Annotated in this window: 3 protein-coding genes and 1 pseudogene; 1 reads left to right on the top strand and 3 read right to left on the bottom strand. The window is 68.8% G+C overall.

Annotated features, from left to right (window positions below; all coding sequences use genetic code 11):
* From AC27IQ_RS20825 to AC27IQ_RS20815, 3 genes and pseudogenes are all read right to left on the bottom strand, one after another.
* Nucleotides 1-266 (bottom strand): annotated as a pseudogene (locus AC27IQ_RS20825) (GNAT family N-acetyltransferase); the annotation flags it as partial.
* Nucleotides 266-1,642 (bottom strand): aspartate aminotransferase family protein, encoded by a 1,377-nt coding sequence (locus AC27IQ_RS20820; RefSeq protein ID WP_487090629.1) that lies wholly within the window; start codon nucleotides 1,640-1,642, stop codon nucleotides 266-268. The gene AC27IQ_RS20820 and the pseudogene AC27IQ_RS20825, both read right to left, overlap by 1 nt.
* Before the next feature lie 111 nt (nucleotides 1,643-1,753).
* On the bottom strand, nucleotides 1,754-2,728 hold the full coding sequence (locus AC27IQ_RS20815; RefSeq protein ID WP_487090628.1) for a LysR family transcriptional regulator: 975 nt from the start codon (nucleotides 2,726-2,728) through the stop codon (nucleotides 1,754-1,756).
* Between the two features lie 171 nt (nucleotides 2,729-2,899).
* On the opposite strand from AC27IQ_RS20815, the gene AC27IQ_RS20810 reads away from it, so the two are divergent.
* Nucleotides 2,900-3,418: MFS transporter (locus tag AC27IQ_RS20810; RefSeq protein WP_487090627.1), on the top strand; the 519-nt coding region annotated here is incomplete at its 3' end.

Genomic DNA, 3,418 nt, shown 5'->3' with positions numbered 1-3,418 from the left:
GCGGTGCCATCCGCGGGCAGCGGCGCGTATTCGGTCACCGTGGTGCCCACGAACCCCGTGGCCACCCGCAGCCAGCGGGACCAGCGCGCGAACAGCGGCAGCTCCCGCACCCGGGCCTTGAGGGCATCGTCCGCCGTGGTGAGCAGGTCCAGCGGCGCCGCGAAGGCCGGCGCCGGCAGACCCTGCAGCACCGTGAAACCCTGCGGCGGGTGCGCCGCGAAGTGCCCGGCCAGCGCCTGCGGCTCGAGCGCGTTGCGCCAGGGCATCAGCTGCGCTTGGCGCGCGTCAGGAGCTGCTCCAGCAGCACCAGGGCCTCGTCGATCTCGGGGCGCGTGATCATGAGCGAGGGCGCCAGCGTGATGACGTTCTTGTAGTAGCCGCCCACGTCCAGCACCAGGCCGCGCTTCTGGCCTTGGTATTCGAGATTGCCTTCCAGGCCGATGTCCACCATCTTGTCCAGCAGCGCGCGGTTGGGCGTGAAGCCGTCCTCGGTGCAGATCTCGGCCCGCAGCGCCAGCCCCAGGCCGTCCACGTCGCCGATCTCCTTGTGGCGCTTTTGCAGGTCCTTGAGGCCTTCCAGGAAGTAGGCGCCGCTGTCGCGCACCTGGGCGCCGAAGTCCATCTCGTGCGTCATCTTCATCACCTCCAGGCCGAGCGCCGTGCCCAGCGGGTTGGAGGCGAAGGTGGAGTGCGTCGAGCCCGGCGGGAAGATCGTGGGGTTGATCAGTTCCTCGCGCGCCCACAGGCCGGACAGCGCGTTCAGGCCGTTGGTCAGCGCCTTGGCGAACACCAGCACGTCGGGCTTCACGCCGAAGTTCTCGACCGACCACAGCTTGCCGGTGCGCCAGAAACCCATCTGGATCTCGTCCACCACCAGCAGCACGCCGTGCTCGTCCAGCACCTTCTTGAGGCCCTTGAAGAAATTGGCCGGTGGCACCACGTAGCCGCCCGTGCCCTGGATGGGCTCGACGTAGAAGGCCGCGTATTCGCACTGGCGCGTCTTGGGGTCCCACACGGCGTGGTATTCGTTCTCGAACTTGCGCGCGAACTCCTGCACCAGCGATTCGGAGTATTCCTCGGCCGTCATGCCCTTGGGGCGGCGGAACGGATAGGGAAACGGCAGGAACTGCGCACGGTCGCCGAAGTGGCCGAAGCGGCGGCGGTAGCGGTAGCTGGAGGTGATGCTGGAAGCGCCCAGCGTGCGGCCGTGGTAGCCGCCCTCGAAGGCGAACATCAGGCTCTTGCCGCCGCTGGCGTTGCGCACCACCTTGAGCGAATCCTCGATGGCCTGCGCGCCGCCCACGTTGAAGTGCACGCGGCCCGCGTTGCCCCACTTGGCTTCGGCGTCCTGGGCGATGAACTTCGCCAGCTCGATCTTCGTGGGGTGCAGGTACTGGCTGGCCACCTGCGGCAGGGTCTGCAGCTGGCGGATCATGACCTCTTCCAGCCGCTTGTTCTTGTAGCCGAAGTTCACGGCCGAGTACCACATCTGCAGGTCGAGGTAGGGCGTTCCCTCGGCGTCGTACATGTAGCTGCCGTCGCAGCCGTCGAAGATCTTGGGCGGGTTGACGTAGTGAACGGTGTCGCCGAAGGAGCAGTACTTGGCTTCGTCCGCGAGGAGCTGGGCAGCGTCGATGGTCATGAAAGAAAGACTCCGGAAAAAAGATTTCGGCGAAGTCTGCGCAGCCAACCTTGATCGACTATCGAGCTTTTGTGCGCACTTTGTGCAGATGGCAGGAAAACGCCGCCACGCTCAGGCCGTGCCGCCCGGCGGCAGCGCCGCCTCGGCGTGCCGCAGGTCCACGTTCGCCTGCAGGAAATCCAGCACGGCGCGCGTGCGCGGGGGCAGCCGGTCGGGACGGCCGATGTAGACGGCGTGGATGGGCTCCAGGTCGCCGGCATTGAACGCCTCCAGCACCGGCACCAGGCGCCCGCTCGCCACATCGTCCCAGGCGTGGTAGAGCGACAGCCGGGCCAGCCCCGCGCCCTCCAGTGCCAGTCGGCGCATCACGTCGCCGTCGTTGACGCGGATCGCATGGCCGATGTCCACGGCCACGCGCTGGCCGTCCACCATGAAGGGCCAGTGCGGAATGGCGCGCGGGTAGTTCCAGCCCAGGCGCACGTGCCGATGCAGGTCGTCAGGATGGCGGGGCTCGCCGTGGCGCGCGAGGTACTGCGGCGCGGCCACGACGATCTGGCGCGTGTGGCCCAGCAGGCGCGCCACCATGTCCGAGGCGGGCAGCGCGCCCCAGCGGATCGCGATGTCGATGCCCGCGTCCGCCAGGTCCACCACGTGGTCGGTGAAGTACAGGTCCAGGCTGAGACCGGGGTGCAGCGCCCGCAGGCGCGGCACCAGCGGCAGCAGCAGCACGGCGCCCGTGGACGTGCTGGCGCCGATGCGCACCGTGCCCCGCGGCGCGCTGCGGGCCGCCACGTCGGCCTCCAGATCGTTCAGGTCGGCCAGCAGGCGCTTGGCCCCCTGGTACAGCTGCGTGCCCTCCGGCGTGAGCAGCACGCGCCGCGTGCTGCGCTGGAGCAATTGCACGCCCAGCCGCGCTTCCAGCCGCGACATCGCCTTGCTGATGGCCGAGGGCGACACGCCCAGTTGCCGCGCCGCGGCGGACAGGCTGCCGCGCTCGGCCACCAGCACCAGCACCTCCAGTTCGCCGGACCGGTGGGTTTCGGCCGTGGTGCTGTCGGGCTGGGGCTGGGGCTGGGATCGAGGCATCGGAGGCACCGGACGATGGGGTTCGGGAGGTGGGAAAAAGAAAGCCAAAAGGCCGCCGATTTGTGCCCATGAGGCACAAAGGCCCTTCCATTATTCCCGCTACACAAAAGCCCTTGGGGCCGTCACATTCCAGGCATCGACCCATCTTCGTCCCTGCGGACGCTTTTTTCCATGCCTCTCTCCCTCCTCGCCCTGGCGGCCGGTGCCTTCGGCATCGGCACCACGGAATTCATCATCATGGGCTTGCTCACGCAGGTGAGCCAAGACCTGCACATCTCCATTCCCACCGCCGGCACGCTGATCTCGGGCTACGCCATCGGCGTGGCCGTGGGCGCGCCGGTGCTGACGCTGCTCACGCGGCAGTGGCCGCGCAAGCGCCTGCTGCTGGCCCTGATGCTGATCTTCATCGCCGGCAACGCGGCGGCCGTGGTGGCCCCCGGCTATGGCTGGCTGCTGGCGGCACGCGTGCTGACGGCGCTCACGCACGGCACCTTCTTCGGCGTCGGAGCGGTGGTCGCCACCGGGCTGGTGCCGCAGGAGAAGAAAGCCTCGGCCATTGCGCTCATGTTCTCGGGCCTCACCCTGGCCACCCTGCTGGGCGTGCCGGCGGGCGCCTGGACCGGCCAGCACTTCGGCTGGCGCATGGCCTTCGCCGCCGTGGCGGTCGTGGGGGGTGGCGGCCCTCGCGAT

It is taken from the genome of Acidovorax sp. KPB24-07 (assembly GCF_057543315.1).
This window is presented reverse-complemented; position numbering and strand designations above follow the sequence as displayed.

Excerpts from the sequence above, each read along its gene's own strand:
- AC27IQ_RS20815 (WP_487090628.1), bottom strand. The coding sequence starts at position 2,728 with ATGCCTCGATCCCAGCCCCAGCCCCAGCCCGACAGCACCACGGCCGAA.
- AC27IQ_RS20820 (WP_487090629.1), bottom strand. The coding sequence starts at position 1,642 with ATGACCATCGACGCTGCCCAGCTCCTCGCGGACGAAGCCAAGTACTGC.